We start from the raw sequence: 543 nt of genomic DNA on the forward strand, positions 1-543 counted from the left end.
AACCCAATACGGAAATAGCTGATGATATCTGGGATGATTGTGATGATGATGGTTCATGCCCGCACCCCGATGAATTGTTACGTAAAGCGAAGGAATTGGAGTTGGCCTCTGCAGGTAACGATATTCAAAACATCAAAGAGGTGTTGGATCGTTGCGGTGAAGAAGTGTGCGTGCAGGTGAGGCAACATGCTGATGAACGCCATCATGGAGTTGCAAGAGCACAGGAAAATCCCACTGAGATCGATACTCATATTGAAGAGATCCGAAATATTGTGAGGGAAGATGTTGAATGCCTTGGGAAATGTGAGACCAATGTGTGCCGGGAAGTTCTGGCGATGGAGGAGCAGTTATTGATGAAAATGAACCGTCTTAGCGACATAGCAAAGGTGGCTCCAGCACAGGACTACAATTCCAGTCGTTCTAACAAACCGAATACGATTGCTGATGGTGTGGGCGATGGTGATGCGGATAGTGATGGTGACGGCATAGATGATGCAATTGAAACAGCTCAGGACTACAATTCAAGTCGTTCCAACAAACCCA

At 46.4% G+C, this 543-nt stretch carries 1 protein-coding gene; it reads left to right on the top strand.

The features are described from left to right. Nucleotides 1–543, top strand: a 543-nt coding sequence (locus C3B73_RS13325) for a hypothetical protein (protein WP_198597365.1), incomplete at both ends; no start/stop codon positions are given.

This window comes from Gracilimonas amylolytica (genome assembly GCF_002911695.1).
GTDB lineage: Bacteria > Bacteroidota > Rhodothermia > Balneolales > Balneolaceae > Gracilimonas > Gracilimonas amylolytica.